The organism is Halorubrum depositum, from assembly GCF_007671725.1.
GTDB classification, from domain to species: domain Archaea; phylum Halobacteriota; class Halobacteria; order Halobacteriales; family Haloferacaceae; genus Halorubrum; species Halorubrum depositum.
Genome location: NZ_VCNM01000001.1, coordinates 838,042 through 854,700, shown reverse-complemented (window position 1 = coordinate 854,700; position 16,659 = coordinate 838,042). Strand labels below are relative to the sequence as shown.

Sequence of the window (16,659 nt, the reverse complement as noted above, 5' to 3'; positions counted from 1 at the left end):
CCGGAGCGTCGATCCCCGAACCGGCTCCGCGCGGGGGACGGCGTCACACGACGTCGTAGAGCCCCATGAACAGCGAGTCAGTTTCGAGCGATCGCGTGTCGGCGCCGTACGACGTCCACATCAGCACCTGTCTATCGATCTGGGCCCACGCCGTCCCGGGGTCCGCGTCCGAGAGCAGCAGCGCCATGTCCGCGTCCCGCTCGATCGCGGCCTCCTCGATCCCCGCAACCAGCGCGTCGCGGACGTCGCCGTCGGCGGCGACGAGGTCGAGCACCCACGCCTCGAGCGTGTCTTCCGTCTCGGTGAGCGCGACCGGCGCCGCGCCGACGACGGTCCCGTCCCGCCTCGCCGTGACGACGCCGAGCAGCCGCGGGTGGGCGAGCAGGTGACGGAGGTCGTCGGCCTCGCGCCGAAAGGCGAGGTCGTACTCGGCCGTCGCCTCGACGTAGAGCGTCGCCAGCGATTCCAGGAGGTCATCTCCGACCGATCGCTCGACGCTCACCTCGACGTCGGCGGCGCTCGCGGAACGATCGGTCGTCCCGGGCCGACCGATCGGCGTCCGGCGCTTCAGGCTCTCGCGGAGCGAGTCGGTTCCCGCCGCCTCGACCGCGGCCGTGGTCGCCCACTCGGGGAAGGGGACCGGAACGGACCACCCCGACTCGGTCTTCGACTCGCCGAGCAGGCGGTCGAGCCGGAGCGACTCGCCGCCCGACCTGAGCGTGACTCTCCCGCCGAGGCGGTCGAGGAGGTCGGCCGCAGTCCCGTCCTCGTCGAGGACGAGCCGCGCGTAGTGCGGTATCACGTTCCCGGGCGAGAGCACCCGGAGGTACAGTGGAAGCGTGCGATACTTCCACCCACGGTCGAGCCCGACCTCGAACGGGATGTGGCCCTTCCGGGTGAAGATCCCGCAGAAGTCGCTCCCGCTCCGTTCGATGTCGGACTCCGTCGCGTCACGGATCCGCGAGTAGAGCCCCTCGCCGCGGTGGGCCTCGGCGACGCAGGCGTCGCCGCAGACGTGGCAGTCGTAGCCGCCGCCCGGCCCCTCGATGGTGCGCTCGAACATGCCGCGGAACGCCGCGAGCTCGCCGTTTCGAACGACGTGGTACCCCGTCGCCGGCTCGACGCCGGGCCGGTCGTACTTCCACCGCAGGAACGCCTCGTCTCCCCAGTTTCCGAAGGCCTCGCACAACAGACCGAGGAGCTCCTCCTCGTCGGGGAGCCCGCGAACGACCTCGTACTCGTCCGTCATCGCCCCCGCGAGCTCGTCGGCGTCCGCCGTTCGAGAATCGTTCGTATCATGCTCCTCGTCTCTCCGGGATCCCGCTCCGGCGCCGAGAGTCACCACGGTGTCGCGCGTCGCCGAGACGCGGCGTCGCGTTCCGGTTCGGCCCTCCGAGATATTGTTATAGACTCTGTTATTTCTGGAAGCAAGCTAATAACAATTCGGTCTATCCCCCGATACTCTCTCATGACCGACGGTGGACCAGACGAGAAGATATCGCGCCGAACAGCACTTCAGAAAGGCGGTCTCGTGGTAGCGGGGACGGTCGTCGGGCTCTCCTCGATCTCCACGACGGCCGCCGCGCCGACGGAGGTCGACCGATGCGCGTCGCTGACCGAACCGGGAGAGTACGTTCTCACCGCCGATCTCGACGCGGAGGGCGACTGTCTCACCCTCGGTCCGGGCGTCACGCTGGACGGGAACGGGCACGCGATCTCCGGCGACGGCTCGGGGATCGGCCTCTCGTTCGACCTCGGTCGCGACGAGAGCGCCGCCGTCCGCGATCTGCGGATAACGAACTTCGGCGCGGGAACCTCCGTCGGTTCCCCGGGCGGCGAGATCGCGCTCGAAGCCGTCTCGGTCACCGACAGCTCCGTCGGGATCCGCGGCGGGCCGAAGGGGCGTATCGCGGTCCGCGATTCCGTCGTCAGCGACAACGGCGTGGGCGTCGGTCCCGGGGAGGGCACCCGGCTGTCGATAACCGAGAGCACGCTGAGCGGGAACAGCGACGCGGCGGTGTCCACCGACCTGGGACACGTCACGGAGCTGAGACGCAGCACCGTGCGGGAGAACGGCGCCGGCGTCGCCACCGGCGAGGGGACGTTCGTCGACAACACCGTCGCCGACAACGACGGGTTCGGCCTCCGACTGATCGGGCTCGTCGCGCCGACCGACCTGGGGTCCGCCACGGTCGTCGGGAATGACATCCGGAACAACGCCGGGCCGGGGATCGAGTTCGCCTCCAGCGGCGGAGACGTCCGCGGAAACGCGATCGTCGGCAACCGGACCGGGATCCTGCTGTCGGGCGTCGCGGACGGCTTCGGCGATTCCGTCCCCGAGTACGCGTTCACCGGGAACGACATCGCGGGCAACGACGAGTTCGGGGTCCGGAACGCGTCGGAGCAGACCGCGGTCGCGTCCTGTAACTACTGGGGCGATCCGACCGGCCCCGCCGCGGAGGAGACCCCGGCAGAGGCCCCGAAGGGCGACGAGGTCGACGGCGGCGTCGAATTCGTCCCGTGGTCCGTCGAGCCGGTCCGCGGCGGCGACCCCGTCTGTTTCGGTGGACAGGCGATAGGCGACTTCGAGAGTCAGCCGACCGACCCGGACGGGGACGGTCGCTACGAGGACGTCGACGGCGACGGCGACGTCGACGCCGACGACGTGGAGGCCATGTTCGCGAACCGGGACGACGAGCTGGTCCGGAGCCACCCGGACGCGTTCGACTTCAACGGCGACGGTGACGTGGACGCCCTCGACGTCCGGGCGCTGTTCAACGAGGTGTTGGACCGATGAACCTCGGCGCACTCTCCGCGACGCTGAACGCGAAGGGCGTCGCCGTCCTCGTGGCGATCGCGGTGGTCGGCATCGGCGGCATCGGCGGGGCGGTCGCGGGCGTCGGCCCCACCGGCGGTCTCGACCTCCCGTTCGCACAGCAGGAGGACCCGGCCCCGGCCCCCGAGACCGCGGTCCATCTCGGACCGAGCGACGCGACTGTCCGCGTCGGCGAGACCGCGACCCACGACGTGGTCGTCGCGAACGCGTCCGGCGGCGTCGGCGCCCTCGCCGCCGTCGTCAGCGTCGGCGATCCGAGCGTGGCCACGATAACGGACGTCTCACTGCGGGGGAACCAGTCGGACGAGGCGGCCGGGGTCTCGATCGCCGCCGACGGCTCGTCGGCGAACCTGACGGCCGCGCCGACGGACGCGGCCGGCGGCGGCAGCGTCGCCGTCGCGACCGTCACGGTCCGCGGCGACGCCCCCGGCACCACCGATCTCGGACTGCGCGTCGACGGGCTCGGCACCGACGCCGGCGACGCGTACGACGTCACCGCCGCGACCGGCGCCGCGATCGCCGTCGAGCCGAATCCGGACCCGGCGGCGTTCCGGGTGTCGAACCTGAACGCGTCCCGCGACGTGACGCGGGGAGAGCCGTTCAACGTCTCCGTCTCGGTCACCAACGACGGCGATCTGGAGGCGACCCGGACGGTCCGGTACGGAGTCGACGTCGACGGCGACGGGGCCCTCGACGCCGACGAGACGGCGGCCTCGCGGGAGGTGACGCTCGCGGGACACGACCGCGAGACCGTCGCGTTCGGCGGCGTGAACGTGACCGGGGTCGACCACGGATCGCACGTCCACGGCGTCTTCACCGGGAACGACTCCGCGACCGGGATCGTCGACGTCGAGGGGGCGGCGGGATCGGCTCCGATCCCCGAGACCGCGGTGCTGCTCCGCCCGAGCGGCGAGGCGGGTGAGCCGAACGGCACCGGCGATCCGAGTGACGCCGACGTGACGGTCGACGCCGGCGACGAGACGACCTACGACGTGGTCGTCGCGAACGCGTCCGGCGGCGTCGGCGCTTACGACTTCCGCGTCGAGTCGAAGGACGTCACTCACGCCACGGTGACGGACGTCTCCGCGGGAGGCGGCGCGTCCGACGCGACGACGGCGATCACCGTCATCGAGGACGGGAAGGCGGTGAACGTCACGGCCGCGCCGACGGACACCGCGGACAACGGCAGCGTCGCGATCGCGACCGTCACGATCAGCGGCCACGCGGTCGGCGCGACCGACATCGGCCTGCGCGTCGACGTCCTCGGCACCGAAGCCGGAACCGCCTACAACGTCACGGGGACGAGCGGCGCCTCGGTCACGGTCGAGAGCGACTACGACGGGGGGTCGACGTCGTCGGACGGCTCGGACGGTTCCGGGGACGACGCCGCTGACGCCGACGAGGGGTTCACTCGCAACGAGATCACCCGGGCGAAGTACAGCGTCGACTTCGCCGACCTCGGAAGCGAGACGGTCGGCGAGGTGCAGGCGATCTACAACCGGCAGCCGTTCGCCGGCAACGCGGTTCCCGCCGACGTCGAGACCCGCGACGAGATAAGCGGCGACCGGTACGACGCGCCGTTCTCCGAGCTGGACCGCGACGCCGCGATCGAGGTTCAAAACGAGTACGACGCGCAGTTCGGGCCGCTCCCGTCGGATCCGGCTCACAGCCGGGACAACATCAGTCGGGCGAAGTACGACGCCGACTTCGCGGACCTCGACGCCGAGCGGGCGTGGGAGGTGCAGGCGATCTACAACCGGCAGCCGTTCCCCGACGACGTGGCTCCCGGCGAGATCAGGACCCGCGACGAGATCACCCAGGACCGATACGGAATAGAGTTCGACTACGACGACATCAGCCGCGGGACGAAGATAGAGATCCAGAACGACTACGACGCGCAGTTCGGCGACGGCGAGAACGAGTAGGTCCGCGGCCACCGTTTTCCGTGCGAACCCCCGAACCGGCTCGCGGTCGTCGGCGTCGCGGGGAGTTTATACGATCCAGCGAGTAAGGACCGACCGTGGTGGCCGTGACGACGTGTTACCCCCACTGAGCCCCTTGTGACGAGGGTTTCCCACCGAGCCACCACGTTCGACGCGCCGAGCGGCGGCGCCGTCACGGCCGCTTCCGTCGCGCAGTGAAAGTGGTCGTACGCGGGCGCGACCGCTCGCTGTCCTGCGGTCTCGACGCGAAAGCGGTGGGTTCGGTCTCAGTACGACGCGGCGCGCTTGTCGAGGCCGGCGGCCTCGATGTCCTCGCCATCGACGGAGGTCCGGAGGACGTCCATCCCGTCGTCGCGGTCGATATCGAAGTTCCGCGCGTACAGCTCGTCGACGCGCTCGTACTCGGCCTCGGAGAGCGGCGGCACGTCGCTCGCGGCGCTCCACTCCGCGATGTCGTCCGCGTCGCGGAAGGTGGGCGTCACGGAGGCGACCTCGTCGTGCGCGAGCAGCCAGCGGATCGCCGCCTGCGCCATCGTCCGAGTGCCCTCCGCGTGGTCCGGCTCCTCGAGGAAGCGGATCGCCTCGACCTTCTCCCAGCCGGTCTCGTACCACTCTTTCGGGCGGTGCGAGCGGTGGTCCCCGTCTTCGAGGACGGTGTCGGGCGTCACCTGCTCGTTGAGCAGGCCCGAGGAGTGCGGGACGCGGGCGATGACCGACGTGTCCGAGCCCGTCTCGCGGATAGACTCGACGAAGTGGCGGCCGGGCTCCTGCTCGAAGAGATTGAAGACGGTCTGGACCGCGTCGAACTCCTCGTACTCGACCGCGGCGTCGCCCTCGGCGAGCCAGCCGATCGAGGGGCCGAGCGCCCAGCCGAGCGCGCGGACGCGGCCGTCCGCCTTCCACTCGGCGAGGAGGTCGCGCACCTCGGGGGTGACGTCGTCGACGTTGGCGTTGTGAAGCTGGAGCAGGTCGACGTGGTCGGTGTCGAGCCGGTCGAGCGAGCGCTCGAACGCGGTCTCGAGGTAGTCGCGGTCGAGCTCCTTCGGGAGCTCGCCGTGGCCCGCCTGCGGGTTGTTGTAGAAGTCGTAGCCGATCTTCGTCGCGAGCGTCACCTCGTCGCGGCGCCCGTCGATCGCCCGCCCGACGATCTCCTCGCTGTCGCCGTGGCCGTACACGTCGCCCGTGTCGACGTAGGTGACGCCGGCGTCGAGCGCCGCCTCGACCATCTCGACCGCCTGTTCGTCCGAGCGGTCGCCCCACCAGTCGGTGCCGACGACCCACGCGCCGAAACCGATCTCAGAGACCTCGACGCCGGAGTTCCCGAGTTCGCGGTGCTGCATACCCCGAATTGGGGATCGGGACACTTAGCGAGTGCGGTCTCCTTCACGCAGCGGGACCGCGGCGCCGGTTTATAAATGCCCGCCGTCGGGATCGTTCCGCGACGCGCGCTCGGTCGAGACGTCGCACAACCGAATCCCTTTGAGGGACGGCGACGAAGAGGACCCGATGACAAAGCGACACGTGTCCCTCCCCGACGGCGCAGAGGCAGGGGTCCGGGGGTTAATCGACGAGGTGGACGAGCGGCTCTCCTCGGACGAGGACACCTGCGACGTCGTTCGCGACGTCCTGATCGACCTCCACGGCGACCGCGAGCGGTGGGAGGCGTGGCGGGACGGGGAGTCGGTGTCGCGAGCCGAGCGCGTCCGCCTCCAGGGGTACGACCCGTGCAACGCCACGCTGGAGTCGGAGTACTACGCCGAGAAGGACGAGGACCGCTTCCAGCGCTCGAAACACCTCCAGTGGCTCTGGCGCCAGTTCGACGCGACGCCGATGGCCGACAACGTCGAGTTCGCCCTCCGCTTCCGGCAGATGCTCGGCAACCACCTCTTCGCCGAGTGCGGGGAGAACTGCCGCTTCTTCAAGGGGATATCCGTCACCTACGGCCACAACATCGAGGTCGGCGACAACGTCGTGATCCACGACGACGTCCACCTCGACGACCGCGGGAAGCTGACGATCGGCGACCGCGCGTCGGTCTCCGACGGCGTCCACCTCTACAGCCACGACCACGACCTCGTCGACCAGACCGAGGTCCGCAACTTCCACACGATCGTCGAGGACGACGCGCGCGTCACCTACGACGCGATGGTGCGGGCTGGCTGCCGAGTCGGCGAGAACAGCGTCGTCGGCGCGCGCTCGGTCGTGCAGGGCGACGTGCCCGACCACCACGTCGTCGTCGGCTCCCCCGCCCGGAGCGTCCGCGTGAAGCCCGGCTGGGAGGAGGTCGCCGCCGACCTGGAGGACGGTCGGCTCCCCGACAACCAGGACGAGCGCGAGATCGAGTACGAGCTCCCCGAGGACCTCGACCAGTTCGACGAGTTCCAGCGAGACCTGCAGCCGCCGAAGTAGGATCGACCGTCGGTGAGTCGCGGTTCGAAAACTCCGGTCGATCACTCGTAAATAACTGATCGAAGTCCGGTATACATCGTTGCTGTCGGAGGGATCACGAACATCTCCAAAGCCCCGGCCGCGAACTACTGTCGTGGTATGTCATCGCTCGCCAGTACCGTTATTGGATAGCAGTGCGTAGATCGGCGTGGTGTTATCTACATGACAGGACAGCGGATTCTGATGATCGTCGGCGACTTCGGCGAGGACTACGAGATCATGGTCCCGTTCCAGGCGCTGCAGGCGGTGGGCCACGAGGTCCACGCCGTCTGCCCGGAGCGGGAGGGCGGGGAGTCGGTCAAGACCGCGGTCCACGACTTCCGCGGCGACCAGACGTACCTGGAGACCCGCGGGCACGACTTCGAACTCACCCACGGGTTCGACGAGATCGACCCGGCGGAGTACGACGCGCTCGTCGTGCCCGGCGGGCGCGCGCCCGAGTACCTGCGCGGCTACGATGAGGTGCTCGACGCGGTGCGCCACTTCTTCGAGACCGACAAGCCCGTTGCGTCCATCTGCCACGGCCCGCAGATCCTCGCGGCCGCGGGCGTGCTCGACGGCTACGAGATCACTGCCTACCCGGCGGTCCGGCCCGAGGTCGAGGCCGCCGGCTGCTCGTGGGTCGACGGCGTGACGACCGACGGCAACCTCGTCACCGGGCAGGCGTGGCCGGACCACCCGGAGTGGATCGCGGGGTTCCTCGACCTGCTCGGCACCGAGATCGACCACGACGCGCCCGCCGCCGCGGCGGAGTGACCCGCCCGAACTTCCCTTTTTGATGGCCGACCCCCGCGCCGTCGCCGTCAACGTCGCCGCCAACACGAACCAGCCCGGCTTCCGCGGCCCTGTCTACCCGGACGGGTGGTTCGCGTACGTGCCGATTCCCGAATCGGCGGCGACGCTCCCGCGCGAGCGGTTCCCGGTCGACGAGCCGCTCCCGACGTACGCCGACCTCGACCTCCCCTTCGCGGTGCCGGCCGACCTGCGGGAGACGCCGGTCCACCTCGACCCGGAGTTCCCCGGCGTCCACGGGCGCGACCGCGCGACGTACGGCGACCCCCACGGCGTGAAGGCCGGGCGGATCGCCGGCCTCGATCCGGGCGACTGGCTGCTGTTCTACGCGACGCTGTCGCTGCGCCCGCACGGCTGGGCGGGGCCGGGAGAGAGCGCTTCCGCGGGCGAGACCGAACGGGCGGCGCTCGCCGACCGCGACGACGACCTCGCGCCCGACTGGGGCGCGTACCTCTTCGCGGGAATCCGCGTCGAGCGGGTGCTCGCGGTCGGTGACGGCGGGACGGGGGACGACGCGTCCGGCGGTGAGGACGCGCCCCGCACCGTCGACCGCGCCGCGGCGGCCGCGCTCGCGCCGACCAACGCCCACCTGAAGCGCGACCCGTTCGACGCTCGGGTCGTCGTCGCCGGCGACGCGTCGGCCTCGGGCCCCTTCGAGCGCGTCGTCCCCCTCAGCACCCCCGAAGCGGGCGCGGACGCGAACCGCCTCGTCACGGCGCTGTCCAGCGACTCGGGGAGGGGGCCGTGGTGGCGCCGGCCGATGGCGTTCGACGCCGACGCGACGGAGATCCTGCTGAAACGCATCGAGCGGGCCTGAAACGCCGGGATGGCGACGGCGACGGAGGAACGAACAAATATTGTGGGTATCTCGGTTGCGAACTGTTCTCACTATCGACCGAGAACCTCCCTTAGACGGGATCTCGCACCGACCTGCGGCCGTTTTCCAACCGGACAGACGACCGAACCCGTTCGCCCGTCGCAATATTTGCGTGAAAACGGTTGCACCGCTCATCCTTGTCGGTTTCCGGAGCTATACCTTACAATAAAACCAAGAAGCATTCGATGTCAGATCTCAATGTCTCCCACGAATACTTCACGTGGAGACTGGTGCAGGACGTCGCGGAGGAGAACGGGTACTTCGAGGACGAGGGCGTCGACGCCGACCTCTCGTACTTCGCGCCCGGAACGCAGGACTTCGAGGGCGAGAACGCCTTCGACGCCGACTGGTGGGACGACATGGACGAGGACGGCGGCACCCACGGCGTCTGCGAGTGGAACGCGGTCCAGGAGGTCTCCGAGACCGACCGCGACATCGTCGGCTCCTACAGCGAGTGGGACCGCGTCGTCTTCGTCGACGCCGACGACGACGCCGAGACCATCGACGACCTGCGCGGTCGCAGCGTCGGGATCAACAAGTACGCCACCTCCTTCTACTCGATGCGCGAGATGCTCGAGAACGAGGGGTTCGAGGACGACGACATCGTTCTGGAGCACGTCGGCGAGGCGGAGGACCGCTTCGACGCCGTGAAGAACGGCGAGGTCGACTCCATCGCGGTGCTGGAGCCGTTCGTCACGCTCGGCCGCTACGACGAGGAGCTGAAGGAGGTGTTCGACGGCCCGTGCCGCGCCGCCATCACCACGCGCGAGCAGCCCGAGCCGGAGAAGCTGGAGGGGTTCCTCGCGGCGCTGAACCGCGCGGTCGCCGACATCAACGACGACCTCGAGGGGTACACCGACCGCTACGTCGAGTTGCTCGAAGAGGAGGCGGCCGACAAGCCCGCCTTCGACGACGTGAACTTCGAGCGGCTCCGCGAGGAGTTCGAGCTCCGCGAGTTCCTCCCCGTGCGCGCCCCCGACGAGAAGCGGATCGACGCGACCACGGACTGGATGCGCGAGAAGGGATTCGTCCCGGACGACGCCGACATCGGGACCGCCGAGGAGCTCGATAACGAGGGCGTGCTCCCGGACGACGAGGCCGAGTCCGAGGAGGACGAGCCCGAGGCGACAGCGGACTGATCGATGTCCCTCGAGTCCCGTCTGAAGACGGCCGACGACGGCGAGGAGTCCGACTCCGCGTCCGCGGTCGGGTCAGACGCCGGCAGCGCCGGCCGTCGCGCGACCGACGCGGCGCCGGTCGTCGCCAGCGACCTCACGAAGCGGTACGACGAGACCCTCGTCTTCGACGGGCTCGATCTCGCGGTCGACCCCGGCGAGGTCTGCTGTCTGCTCGGGCCGTCCGGCTGCGGCAAGACGACACTGCTGCACCTGCTCGCGGGGCTCGAAGATCCGACCGGCGGCCGCGTCGAGATCGACGGCGAACGGGTGACGGGCCCCGACTACCGGTGGGGCGTCGTCTTCCAGGACCCCCTCCTCTACCCGTGGCTCTCGGTGCGCGAGAACGTCGAGATCGGCCCGCGGCTCCGCGGCGAGGCGCCTGACCCCGACCACGTCGACGAGCTGCTCGAGCTGGTCGGCCTCGACGGTGTCGCCGACGCCGACACGTCCGACCTGTCGGGCGGGATGGCGCAGCGCGCGTCGCTCGCGCGCACGCTCGCGAATGAGCCCGAAGTGCTGCTGCTCGACGAGCCGTTCTCGGCGCTCGACCAGCTGACGAAGATGGAGCTGCAGGACGAGCTGTTGCGGATCGTCGACGAGCTCGGCGTCACCGCCGTGTTCGTCACGCACGACATCGACGAGGCGGTGTACCTCGGCGACCGCGTCGCCGTCATGGGGCCGGTCCCCGATGGCATCGAACACGTCGAGCGGATCGACAGCGAGACGCGCTCGCGCGACGACGAGGCGTTCCTCGCGGAGCGGGCGGCGGTCTTCGAACGCCTCGAAGCGGTGGGACTCGAATGACGCACGAACATCACACGAACCACGACGACGCCGACCCCGACGTCGCCGCGAGCGCGCGCGAGCTCGTCGGCGGCGCCGGCTGGCGGAACCCCTCCGAGACGGCCCGTACGAGCGGGCTCTCTCGACGCGAGTTCATGAAGGAATCGGGGCTGGCGTCCCTGGCGGCGGCCGGCGTCGGCGCGACGGCCGGCTGTCTCGGCGGTGGCGGGGGCGGCGGCGACGGCCCGCCGACCGCCGAGATCGGTTACCTCCCGATCACGGACGCAGCGCCCCTGCTGACGGGGTACGCCAACGACCACTTCGCCGACCACGGCGTCGACGCCGCGGAGCCGAAACTGTTCCGCGGCTGGTCGGACCTCGCGGAGGCGTTCCTCTCGGGCGAGGTCAACGTCGCGCACTTCCTGATGCCGATGACGGTGTGGATGCGCTACGGCGACGAGCTGGACGCGAACGTGCAGGTCGTCGCGTGGGACCACACGGACGGCTCCGCGCTGACGGTCCAGCAGGACGTCGACGAGTGGGCGGACCTCGGCGGCGGCACCGTCGCCGTCCCGTTCTGGTACTCGATCCACAACGTCATCCTCCAGATGGGGCTCCGCGAGCACGGGCTCACGCCACGGACGGACTCCTCGGCCGACGAGGTGGCCGACGACGAGGTCAACCTCGTCGTCACGCCGCCGCCGGACATGCCCGCGGCGCTCGAGAACGGCTCCATCCAGGGGTACATCGTCGCCGAGCCGTTCAACGCGATCGGCGAGCTCGACGCCGGCGGGAAGATATTGCGTTTCACCGGCGACGTCTGGCGCGAACACGCCTGCTGCGTCGTCGTGATGCGCGAGGAGCTGGTGGAGTCGCGGCCGGAGTGGACCACCGACGTGATGAGCGGGATCGTCGACGCGCAGCAGTACCTCCGCGAGAACCGGTCGGAGGCGGCGCAGCTGCTCTCCTCCGAGGGGAGCGGCCTGCTGCCGCAGGGGCCCGAGCCGATCGACCGCGCGCTCACCCACTACGACGAGCACGAGCCGTACCTCGAATCGGGCGCGATCCGGAACGAGGAGTGGGACATCGACCGGATCGGCTTCTACCCGTATCCGTACCCGTCGTACACGGAGGAGCTGATCCGCCGCATGCGCGAGACCCGCGTGGAGGGCGAGGACGTCTTCCTCGACGAGTTGGATCCGACCGAGGTCGCCGACGACCTCGTCGCGTACGACCCCGTTCGCACAGCGCTGGAAGAGGCCGGCGGCCCGCCGGCGTTCAACGTACCCGAGGACGATGGCTACGAGAGACAGGAGACGATACGGTTCTGAGCTGCTCGGGGAGAGCGGCCGCCTGCTGCCGGCGGTCGGACTCCTCGGCGGCCTCGCCGTCTGGTGGGCGGTGACGGCGCTCGGGAGCGGCATCATCACGAACTTCGCGCCGGCGGCGACGTTCGCCGTCCTCGCCGAGCTCGTCGTCTCGCCCGCGTTCTACGACCACGTGCTCGTCAGCGTCTACCGGTTCGGGATCGCGCTCGGCCTCTGCCTGACGGTCGGGCTCCCGATCGGGATCGTGGTCGGCTACTTCGAGGCGGCCGAGCGGGCGACCACGGTGCTGTTCCAGTTCATGCGCATGATCTCGCCGCTGGCGTGGTTCCCGATCGCGATCATCCTCTTCGGCGTGGGAACCCAGTCGGCGGTGTTCGTGATGTTCATGGCCGGCCTCTGGCCGATCGTGTTGAACACCGCCCACGGGATCGCGACGATCGACGACGACTGGATCACGGTCGGGGAGTCGCTCGGCGGCGACACGCGCGCCCTGCTCCGCCGGGTGGTCGTCCCCGCGGTCATCCCGGACATGCTCACGGGGATCCGCCTGTCGATCGGTATCCTCTGGATCATCCTCGTCCCCGCGGAGATGCTCGGGGTCAACACCGGGCTGGGCTACCTCATCTTAGACGCCCGCGACCGGTTCTCCTACGCGGAGATCCCCGCGATCATGCTGGTGATCGGTTTCATCGGCTTCTGGCTCGACCTCTCCGTCCGCCGGCTTCACGCTCGGTGGAACTGGGGATAGCGGCCGCCGTTTCGGCGCTGCCGGCCCGGTGCAGCTTCCGTGCTGGCCGTCGCGTCGCCCGCACGTCGATTTATGTGTCATGCTACCGTACGTACGTCCATGAGAGACGACACCGACGCGATCGAGACGTCGACCGACCGCGGCGCGCCCTCGCGGCTCGGTCGTGTCCTGCTCGGGATCGGCCTCGCGGCGCAGGCCTCCGAGGACTTCCGCGACATGGACGAGACGATCGAGTACGCGGAGTCGGCGGGCGTCCCCGCCCCCGATCTGGCCGCCCCGTTCGCCTCGGGGATGATGCTCGTCTCGGGGATCGGAATCGCACTCTGGCGGGCGCCTCGACTCACGACCGGTGCGGCCGTCACCTTCCTCACGGTCGTGACCGCGACGATGCACGACTTCTGGAACGCCGACGAGGACGACAGGAGCGGCGAGCGGCTCGCCTTCTTCGGCAACCTCGCGATGTTGGGCGGGGCGCTCGTGTTCCTGCGAGAGGCGTTCGACTGAACGCGGGACGCGAAGTCAACGCGGTCGGGAATCCGGAGAAATGAGTGCCTCGTCAGTGACTCACGATTGAAGTCGGGGACTTCCGCCTTGCCGGCCTGTGAGATGCTATCGGCTTAATTTGACTTAATCGGGTGAAAGTCGACCTCACGATTACATTGTTATAAACCAACACGACTCGTGACCGCGTGGTGAGATGCCGAACGACCTCAGTACGTCCGACGTTCTTACGCTACTTGCCAAACGACGACGGCGGCTACTACTACAACTGTTGCGGGACGCTGGCACACCGCTACCGACGACCGAGTTGGCCGAACGCATCCGAGACAGCGAGTGCGACGAGCCCGCGTCAAGCGATTTGGTGTCGATTCGGCTGAGGCTCCGCCACGCCCACCTTCCCAAGCTCGAAGAAGCCGCCGTCGTGGAGTACGACGAGAGTGAGGGGACGGTCTGCCCCGAGCGAAACTTCGGGACACTCGTCAATTTCTTAGAGAAAGTGGGTGAAGAAGGATCACCCTGTTCCGACCGCTGAGCGATTTCGCGTGATTCCGTTGTGGCGGTCTCGCTGGCCCGCTGTCGGCCGAACAACGAACGCGAACGACCGCCGAACGAGAACGACCGACGCGACCAACTTCGTTATAGCTCGCCCGCGTCGAGCGGGTCCTCGAGCTGTCCCATCACCGATTCCAGCGCGTCGGTCGCGGTGACGAGCCCGACGACCTCGCCGTCCTCGATGACTAGGGCGAGCTCCTGGCCCTCCGCCTGGAACTGGTCGAAGGCGTCGCTGACGCTCGTGTCCGTCGAGAGCGTCATCGGCGGGGCCGCGATCTCCTCGAAGGTCGTCTCGCCCGCCCGGAGCTCCTCGTAGCGGCTCACAATCGACGGGGCGTACACGACCCCCTCGAACTCGTTCGGTCCGTCGCCCACGAGCGGGAACCGGGTGTGCGGCGTGTCGCGGATCCGGTCGAGGTTCGTCTCGACCGACGCCTCGGTCGACAGCGACACGACCTCGTCGGCCGGGGTCATCACGTTCGCCACGGCGCGCTCGCCGACGGCGAGCGCGTTCAGGACCTCTTCCCGGCGCTCCTCGGGGAGTTCGACCTCCTCCATCATCGACCCGAGTCGGTTCCGGAGCTGCGCGCGCGACTCGATGACCTCCTCTTCCGCCTCGGTCCAGGCGCCGGTCATCTCGACACCGAACAGTCCGAGCGTCGCCTTCGCGACCCAGTCGCCGACCTTGATCAGCGGCGAGATGAGCCACGCGAACCAGTACAGCGGGCGCGCGCCGTACTCGGCGACCTGCTTGGAGCGCTCGACGCCGAGGTAGGTCGGCGTCTGCTCGCCGTGCGTCAGGTGCACCATGTTGATGATGAAAAAGCCCAGGAGCGAGCCGGCGCCGGCGGACGCGAGCGCCGTGTTCTCGAACAGCGGCGCGAACAGCGCCGCGAGCCCCGGCTCGGCGACGATACCGAGCGCGATGCTCGTCCCGGAGATCCACACCTGACAGGTGGTGAGGTAGAACTCCAAGTCGTCCGTCATCTCCCACGCGCGCCGCAGTCCGGGGGTGTCGATCTCCGACTCCGGATACTGCCTGAGGCGGGTCAGGGCGAACTCGACGGCGACGAAGTACGCGTTGATCAGGATGAGGGCGACGCCGGCCGCCACGCGAAGACCGATCTCGCCGGGAGTCATCGCTGTCGCGAGCGGGATCATCGTCCCCACGGTCCCGGCGCGACGCAAAAAAGCGTTCAGGGATCGCGACACCCCGCGTTCGTCCGGACGTCGCGTCGCCTCGTCCGGTCCGCTATTCGTAGTCCTCGTACGTCGGGAGCCCCTCCTCGGGCGGGAACTCCTCGACCGGGACGGTCGTCTCGTCGCCGCTTTCCATGTCCTTCACCGTGTACTCCCCGTTCTCCAAGTCGCGCTCGCCGACGACCACGACCGTCTCGGCGTTGATCGAGTCGGCGTAGCCGAGCTGCGCGCCGAACGAGCGGTCGGAGACGTCCTGTTCGACGACCACGTCGTCGCCGAGCGCGCGGAGGTCGCTCGCCAGCGCGGCGGCCTTCGCGCGCGTGTCGCCCACACTCAGCACGTAGTAGTCGGTCGAGAGCTGCTCGTCGGGCCAGACGCCGGCGCGCTGACAGAGGAGCTTGAGGGTGGCGTGACCGGGGGCGACACCGACCGCGGGGGTCGGCTGGCCGCCGAAGCTCTCGATGAGGTCGTCGTAGCGACCGCCGCCGAAGACGGAGCGGGACACCTCGCCGGTGGAGTCGAAGCACTCGAAGACGACGCCGGTGTAGTAGTCGAGCCCGCGGGCGGTCGTCAGCGACACTTCGCAGAACTCGCCCGCGCCGAAGTCGTCGGCCGCGGCGAGCACGTTCCGCAGGTTCTCGACCGCCGCCTCGACCTCCTCGCCGCCGGCCTCGGCGACCGCGTCGAGGTCGTCGGGGGCGTCGACATCGCTGATCAGGTCGTCGAACTCGCGGGCGGTCGCGCGGTCGAGCCCGGCGTCCGAGAGGAGCCCGAGGTACTCGCCGTCGTCGACCTTCGCGCGCTTGTCGACGGCGCGGATCGCGGCCGCCGCGTCGACCGCGTCGGGGTCGTCGGCGAGCGCTCGGACGAGCCCGCCGAGGATGTCGCGGTGCGAGACGCGGAACTCGAAGTCGTCGCCGGTGAGGCCAAGATCCGTGAGGGCGTCGGCCGCGACCGCGAGCACCTCGGCGTCGGCCTCGGGCGCCGACGAGCCGAACACGTCGATGTTCGTCTGGTAGAACTCCCGGAAGCGGCCCTGCTGGACCTGCTCGTAGCGCCAGAACGGCCGGGTCGAGACCCACTTGATCGGCTTCGACAGCTCCTGTCCCTTCGCGACGACCATCCGGGCGACGGTCGGGGTGAGCTCGGGCGTCATGGAGACGCCGCGGCCGCCTTTATCGTCGAAGGCGTACAGCTCCTCGACGATCTCCTCGCCGGACTTGTCGACGTACATTTCCGTCCGCTCCAAGGCGGGGGTGGCGATCTCGCGGAAGCCGTACCGGCTCGCGGCGTCCTCGATCGCGTCGGTCACCTCTCGGCGGGCTGACTGCTCGCCGGGGTAGAAGTCGCGGAATCCCTTGAGACCGTCGTACATACGCGTCGGTTCGGCGACCGCCCGCTTGAAAGCATCCTTTCGGGGCCGCCGGGCGGTCCGGCGGCTCGCTCGCCACGCCGGCCGACTCCTCCGTCCCG

Annotated in this window: 15 protein-coding genes; 11 read left to right on the top strand and 4 right to left on the bottom strand. The window is 69.4% G+C overall.

Features of this window, described 5'->3' with window-relative positions; translation table 11 throughout:
• Positions 1-43: 43 nt before the first annotated feature.
• Positions 44-1,249, bottom strand: coding sequence for a GNAT family N-acetyltransferase (locus tag FGM06_RS04500; protein ID WP_144797946.1), 1,206 nt, complete (start codon positions 1,247-1,249; stop codon positions 44-46).
• Positions 1,250-1,531: 282 nt separating this feature from the next.
• On the opposite strand from FGM06_RS04500, the gene FGM06_RS04495 reads away from it, so the two are divergent.
• Positions 1,532-2,797 carry a right-handed parallel beta-helix repeat-containing protein gene (locus FGM06_RS04495; RefSeq protein WP_144797945.1) on the top strand — a complete coding sequence of 422 codons (1,266 nt, stop codon included), beginning with the start codon at positions 1,532-1,534 and terminating at the stop codon, positions 2,795-2,797.
• Positions 2,794-4,761 (top strand): autotransporter outer membrane beta-barrel domain-containing protein, encoded by a 1,968-nt coding sequence (locus FGM06_RS04490; RefSeq protein WP_144797944.1) that lies wholly within the window; start codon positions 2,794-2,796, stop codon positions 4,759-4,761. The genes FGM06_RS04495 and FGM06_RS04490 overlap by 4 nt, the downstream gene beginning before the upstream one ends.
• Positions 4,762-5,045: 284 nt before the next feature.
• Here FGM06_RS04490 and FGM06_RS04485 read toward each other — a convergent pair whose 3' ends face one another.
• Positions 5,046-6,119: an aldo/keto reductase gene (locus tag FGM06_RS04485; RefSeq protein ID WP_144797943.1), complete on the bottom strand. Its 1,074-nt coding sequence runs from the start codon at positions 6,117-6,119 to the stop codon at positions 5,046-5,048.
• A gap of 166 nt (positions 6,120-6,285) precedes the next feature.
• On the opposite strand from FGM06_RS04485, the gene FGM06_RS04480 reads away from it, so the two are divergent.
• The 9 genes from FGM06_RS04480 to FGM06_RS04440 all read left to right on the top strand — a co-directional run bounded on the left by FGM06_RS04480 (position 6,286) and on the right by FGM06_RS04440 (position 13,966).
• Complete coding sequence (locus tag FGM06_RS04480; protein WP_144797942.1) at positions 6,286-7,188, top strand: acyltransferase; 903 nt, start codon at positions 6,286-6,288, stop codon at positions 7,186-7,188.
• A 201-nt stretch (positions 7,189-7,389) separates the two neighbouring features.
• A complete protein-coding gene (locus FGM06_RS04475; RefSeq protein WP_144797941.1) occupies positions 7,390-7,983 on the top strand; it encodes a DJ-1/PfpI family protein in 594 nt (197 codons plus the stop codon).
• 22 nt (positions 7,984-8,005) lie between these two features.
• Entirely contained in the window at positions 8,006-8,836 is an 831-nt protein-coding gene (locus tag FGM06_RS04470) for an Nmad3 family putative nucleotide modification protein (protein ID WP_144797940.1), read from the top strand.
• A 245-nt stretch (positions 8,837-9,081) separates the two neighbouring features.
• On the top strand, positions 9,082-10,035 hold the full coding sequence (locus FGM06_RS04465) for an ABC transporter substrate-binding protein (protein ID WP_144797939.1): 954 nt from the start codon (positions 9,082-9,084) through the stop codon (positions 10,033-10,035).
• A 3-nt stretch (positions 10,036-10,038) separates the two neighbouring features.
• The gene (locus tag FGM06_RS04460) at positions 10,039-10,878 is read left to right on the top strand and encodes an ABC transporter ATP-binding protein (protein ID WP_144797938.1); all 840 of its coding nucleotides are present in this window, start codon (positions 10,039-10,041) and stop codon (positions 10,876-10,878) included.
• A complete protein-coding gene (locus FGM06_RS04455) occupies positions 10,875-12,188 on the top strand; it encodes an ABC transporter substrate-binding protein (protein ID WP_144797937.1) in 1,314 nt (437 codons plus the stop codon). Before FGM06_RS04460 ends, FGM06_RS04455 begins: the two co-directional genes overlap by 4 nt.
• A complete protein-coding gene (locus FGM06_RS04450) occupies positions 12,154-12,933 on the top strand; it encodes an ABC transporter permease (RefSeq protein ID WP_144797936.1) in 780 nt (259 codons plus the stop codon). The genes FGM06_RS04455 and FGM06_RS04450 overlap by 35 nt, the downstream gene beginning before the upstream one ends.
• Before the next feature lie 99 nt (positions 12,934-13,032).
• Positions 13,033-13,437, top strand: coding sequence for a DoxX family protein (locus tag FGM06_RS04445; RefSeq protein WP_144797935.1), 405 nt, complete (start codon positions 13,033-13,035; stop codon positions 13,435-13,437).
• A gap of 193 nt (positions 13,438-13,630) precedes the next feature.
• Positions 13,631-13,966, top strand: a complete 336-nt coding sequence (locus FGM06_RS04440) for a DUF7344 domain-containing protein (RefSeq protein ID WP_144797934.1) — start codon at positions 13,631-13,633, stop codon at positions 13,964-13,966.
• 104 nt (positions 13,967-14,070) lie between these two features.
• On the opposite strand, the gene FGM06_RS04435 is transcribed toward FGM06_RS04440, so the two are convergent.
• Complete coding sequence (locus FGM06_RS04435) at positions 14,071-15,147, bottom strand: CNNM domain-containing protein (protein WP_144797933.1); 1,077 nt, start codon at positions 15,145-15,147, stop codon at positions 14,071-14,073.
• A gap of 91 nt (positions 15,148-15,238) precedes the next feature.
• Positions 15,239-16,561, bottom strand: a complete 1,323-nt coding sequence (gene hisS / locus FGM06_RS04430; RefSeq protein ID WP_144797932.1) for a histidine--tRNA ligase — start codon at positions 16,559-16,561, stop codon at positions 15,239-15,241.
• Between the last annotated feature and the right edge of the window lie 98 nt (positions 16,562-16,659).